Source organism: Streptomyces sp. NPDC048255, from assembly GCF_040652415.1.
GTDB lineage: Bacteria > Actinomycetota > Actinomycetes > Streptomycetales > Streptomycetaceae > Streptomyces.
In genome coordinates this window covers 1-3440 of record NZ_JBEZMA010000125.1, presented here as the reverse complement: position 1 = coordinate 3440, position 3440 = coordinate 1, and the positions used below count along the sequence as shown (strand labels likewise).

At 75.9% G+C, this 3440-nt stretch carries 3 protein-coding genes; all 3 read right to left on the bottom strand.

Going from position 1 to position 3440, the window contains the following annotated elements; all coding sequences use genetic code 11:
* Positions 1-230: 230 nt before the first annotated feature.
* Positions 231-1046, bottom strand: a complete 816-nt coding sequence (locus AB0D94_RS37630) for an endo alpha-1,4 polygalactosaminidase (RefSeq protein WP_362062436.1) — start codon at positions 1044-1046, stop codon at positions 231-233.
* Positions 1043-1705 carry a spherulation-specific family 4 protein gene (locus AB0D94_RS37625; protein ID WP_362062432.1) on the bottom strand — a complete coding sequence of 221 codons (663 nt, stop codon included), beginning with the start codon at positions 1703-1705 and terminating at the stop codon, positions 1043-1045. Before AB0D94_RS37625 ends, AB0D94_RS37630 begins: the two co-directional genes overlap by 4 nt.
* A gap of 114 nt (positions 1706-1819) precedes the next feature.
* A complete protein-coding gene (locus AB0D94_RS37620) occupies positions 1820-3253 on the bottom strand; it encodes a hypothetical protein (protein WP_362062429.1) in 1434 nt (477 codons plus the stop codon).
* Positions 3254-3440: the final 187 nt, after the last annotated feature.

The window sequence follows — 3440 nt, the reverse complement described above, 5'->3', positions numbered from 1 at the left end:
CGCGGGCCGCCCCGGCCCCCCCCCCCGGCGCCGCCGCCGCCCCCCCCCGGGGGGGGGGGGGCGGGGGGGGGGGGGGGGGGGCCCCCCCCCCCCCCCGAACCCGGCTCCGCCGGGCACCGGGCTCTGCCCGGCCCCGCTCCTCAAACGCCGGAGGGGCTGGGTTTGGCTCCGGAGGGGCTGGCTTTGGCTACGGCGCAGCCGAACCGGTCGGCGAGGCTGGACCAGCGGAGCTAACCGCAAGCGCGGCGCCACGCGTCGAGGTCGTACCGCTTCTGCAGAGAGCTCAGTTTCAACTCGCGCGAGCGGTCGCAGAAGCGGTCCGCCGACAGCTCGTACTCCACGTGGAAGACGGCCTTGCCCGCCTCGATGAAGGGGGTCAGCTTCTCGCACTCGCGGTACTGCGCGCACTGCTCGTTGACCGCGAAGTCGAACTCGCCGACCAGCTGCGGGATCTGGTCCAGGTCGTTCTTCAGGCCGACGGCCAGGCCCCGGTCGTGGGCGAGCTTCGCGATCAGCCGGTTGTACGCGAGCTGGTGCTCGGCGGTGAGCGGGAAGCCCGAGGTGTTGCGGTAGGCGTCCATGTTGTCGGGTTCCACCGCGTCGAACCCCTTGTCGCGGCACATGTCGAACCGTTCGGCGATCAGCGGTTCCAGCTCGGTCAGCCGCCGGATGTCCACCCAGCGCTCGCCCTCCCAGCCGTTGCCCTTGCCGAGCATCTCCTTCGGGAACGCGTCCGCGTCCGGGCGGAAGTCCTCCCAGGCTCCGGTGGACAGGTAGCAGATGGTCCTGCGGCCGGCCTTCCGCAGGGCCGTGACCTGCTCCTTGGTGGTGGTGAATCCGTCGAGGTCGTAGACCGGCGCGTTCACCGAGGTGTCGAGCTTCCCGGTGAGCTGCCACTGCCAGCCGGTCCCGGGCCGGGGCTGCCAGCGTTCTCCCGGTGCCTGGTCGGGCCACGGCCCGGGCGCCTCGTCGTCCGGCTCGGCCGTACAGGCGGCGAGCAGCAGGAGCGGTACGAGGAGCAGCAGGCGGGCGCGGAAACGGTTCATCCCGCCGCCTCCAGGACGTAGGGCAGGGTCCCCCACGGGTGCGCGCCGGTCCCGGGGACCGCGCAGTGCACCCCGGCTCCGCGCTGGGTGGCCAGTTGCCCGGCGAGCTCGGCGGCGGACGCGCCCGGCGGGACGGCGTAGACGAGGTGGCAGAACCGGTGGGGGGGATGGTCGGCGGTCCAGGGGGGTGCCTCGGCCGCGTCCCGGTAGGCGTCCCAGGGGCCCTCGAAGGTGACGAGGAGGTCGGCGAGCGCCGCGTAGCCGGGGTGCGGGTGGACGCCGTGGTTGAGGACGAGGGTACGGGCGCCCGCGGCGCGGGCGGCGATGGCGAGACGGCCGTAGTGCGGCAGCAGTTCGGGGCCGGCGGCGGCCTGGTCGAGGAAGGCCCCGTCGGTGGCGTACCAGTCGCGGTGGCGCAGCAGGTCCCGCACCACGGCCGCGTGGGGGCGCCGCCCGTAGTCGGTGTCGGCGTACCCCAGGACGGGCACCCCGGCATCGCGCAGCCGCTCGGAGACCAGGGCGAACCGTTCGTCGGGAGCCTCGCCCGGCCCGCTGTCGGGGTTGAGCACCACCGAGTGCAGCCGGCCCGCGGCGCTGATGAGCCGCTCCCAGGCCTCGGGCCGGTCGGCGGGGTGCTCGTAGAGGGGCACCAGCAGCATGACGTCCTTCTTCTTCGTGCGTTCTCGTGCGTTCTAGGTGTTCTGGGTGTTCTGGGCGTTCTCGGGCGTTCTCATGTGTTCCCGCGCGGCTCGGGCGTTCTCAGGGCCGTGCGGTCAGCGGTGCGCGGTCGCACGGCCGAGGAGCAGGCAGACCAGTACGCCCAGTGCGGCGGCGGCCGTGCCGGCCACCACGAGCTGTACCAGCCTGGGCTGTCCCAGCCCGGTCAGCAGGGCCGCGCTCTGGGCGATCGCGGCGGAGGCGCAGACCGCGGCCGCCGGCCGGACCGCGCCGAAGGACTGCAGGAGCAGCCCGGTCCACATCACGGTGCCGAGGAGCAGCAGCGTGGCGACGCGGACCGCGGTGAGGCCCGGGGCGCCCGGCCAGAGCAGGGTTCCGGTCAGGCCCAGGGCCAGCAGCACCACCAGGTACACGGCGAGGCAGCGGACCAGGGTGACGAGCATCCGGTGCCAGAAGGCCCGGGGCGAGCGGGCCGCCCGCAGCCCGGCGAGGCTGCCGCTGCGGAACCTGTGGAGGAGCCATTCGGCGGGGCCCATGCTGAGGGTGAGGGCCACCGCCGAGGGGGCGGCGACGGCCTCGGCCGGGCCGCCGGCGAGGACCTCCCCGAGGGCGGCGTACAGGACGAGCAGGCCGGTGCCGAGGCCGAAGACCCCGTAGGGCACGGAGTCCGCGAGCCGGGGCCCGCGCGGCCGGAACTCCTCCTCGGCGCCCCGCAGCATCCGCCAGCGGACCGGGCCCTCGCCCAGCCGGCGCTCGGCCCAGCCCCGGATCCGGCGCACGGCCGCCCGTACGCCGTCGGCCAGCGGCAGTTCCCGTACGGCCAGGGTGCAGGCGGCGAGCAGGGACACCACGAGGAGGGTGACCCGGACCGGCACGGGCAGGTCCACGAAGAGCGCGAGCAGGGCGCCTGCGGCCATCGGCCCGAGCGCGCGCAGCAGGACGCGTTCGCGGCCGAGGACGAGCAGGACGGTGGCGGCCCCGACGTAGAGGGCCTGTCCGGCGGCGAAGGCGTAGGAGAACGGCGGCCCGCCGGGCACCGCCATGGCGGCGGCGGTGCCCAGCAGGGATCCGGCGGGGGCGCCGAGGAGCAGGGTCCGCCCCGCGGCGGCCCGGTCGCCGAGGCCGAGCCAGGAGTAGGCCCGGTGGGACAGGGCCTGGTCCCACACCCAGCCGATGAGGGCCCCGGCGAGCAGGGTCACCGTCCCGGCGGGCAGGCCCAGCCGGTCCGGGGGGCCTTCGAGGAGGGGCGCGCCGAGTACGTAGGCCAGGCCGGGCAGCGCGAAGATCACTCCGCGCAGCAGGCAGGCCGTGAGGGAGACCTTCCAGGGGTCGGGGACGTCGACGGGTTCCGGGAAGGCGCGGGGCACCCGGGCGTAGAGCTCCTCGGCGAGCGCGAAGGAGTCGTGGCGGCCGTAGGTGAGCCGGATGTACTCGTCGGTCATGCCGTCGGACTCCAGCACGGCCGCGATCTCGTCGGGGTGGACGGCGGCGGCGACGAACACGTCGAGGCGTTCGGCGAGTTCGTCCATCGGGTCGGCGGCCGGTCCTTCGCGGCGCGGCCGGGGGATGCCGGGCAGGGTGTCGGCCGTGCCCGGGCCGGGGGGCCGGGCGCGGGCGCGCGGGCCCGGGCGGGGCCCCCCGCGGCCCCCCGCGCCGGGGGCGCGGCGCGGGGCTCCCCCGGGCCCCCCCCCTTCCGGCCTCGTAGAAGGCCGGAAG

Bases quoted from the DNA above. Each gene is read 5' to 3' on its own strand.
- AB0D94_RS37625 (WP_362062432.1), bottom strand. From the start codon at position 1,705: ATGCTGCTGGTGCCCCTCTACGAGCACCCCGCCGACCGGCCCGAGGCC.
- AB0D94_RS37620 (WP_362062429.1), bottom strand. From the start codon at position 3,253: ATGGACGAACTCGCCGAACGCCTCGACGTGTTCGTCGCCGCCGCCGTC.
- AB0D94_RS37630 (WP_362062436.1), bottom strand. From the start codon at position 1,046: ATGAACCGTTTCCGCGCCCGCCTGCTGCTCCTCGTACCGCTCCTGCTG.